Below are 860 nucleotides of genomic sequence, written 5' to 3'. Positions count from 1 at the left end.
GTCATTGCGAAAAAACGTGAAGCCTCCGTCAAAGTAATCGAAACGGAAAAATACGCGCTATAAGCAATGAAATGGTTCAATGAAGGGAATGTCCGCAATGGGCATTCCCTTTATTTCCTTTGTTCGAATCCGGTGCATTTCGTTGTATTGCTTGGTGAAAACGGGTATTCTATTGATAGGTGGTGAAACGATGGGCTTAATATTATACTGGTACCCAAAATGCGGCACATGCCGCAATGCGAAGAAGTGGTTGGATCATCATGAACTGCAATATGAAGCGATCCATATAGCGGAAAATCCGCCTTCCCGAACCGAAATTGAACAATTGTATAAATCGAGCGGGTTGGAGTTGAAGAAGTTTTTCAATACTAGCGGACAAAAATATCGCGAGCTGGGCTTGAAGGATAAGGTTAAGGAAGCTACCGAAGCCGAAATGCTTGATATATTGGCGACTGATGGGATGCTTCTGAAAAGGCCGATTGTTACGGATGGTACGAAAGTGACAGTAGGTTTCAAAGAAGAGCAATTCGAACAGGTATGGAACTAAAATTATACAAAAATTTGGTTAATTCCTTACTTAAATAATATTTCTACCTTATAATGTAATAGAAAAATAAGCTATACATATGGAGGGAATTAATAATGACAACAACACCAAAAGAACTTCGTTACACTAAAGAACATGAATGGGTCAAAACGGAAGATGGAACTGTGCGTATCGGGATAACGGCTTTTGCCCAATCAGAGCTAGGGGACATCGTTTTCGTCGAGCTTCCTGAAATTGGAGACGAGCTTAAAGCCAACGAGCCATTTGGAAGCGTTGAATCGGTAAAGACCGTTTCTGAGCTTTATGCTCCGAT

1 protein-coding gene and 1 pseudogene are annotated in these 860 nt (G+C 41.0%); both read left to right on the top strand.

Translation table 11 applies throughout. The features are described from left to right. Positions 1–190 precede the first annotated feature (190 nt). A complete protein-coding gene (locus tag CVN76_RS06015) occupies positions 191–547 on the top strand; it encodes an arsenate reductase family protein (protein ID WP_100530604.1) in 357 nt (118 codons plus the stop codon). 95 nt (positions 548–642) lie between these two features. After that, positions 643–860 (top strand): annotated as a pseudogene (locus CVN76_RS06010) (glycine cleavage system protein H); the annotation flags it as partial.

This window comes from Bacillus sp. mrc49, assembly GCF_002803435.1.
Note: the sequence above shows the minus strand (reverse complement) of the source record. Positions and strands in the feature narration are given on the sequence as shown.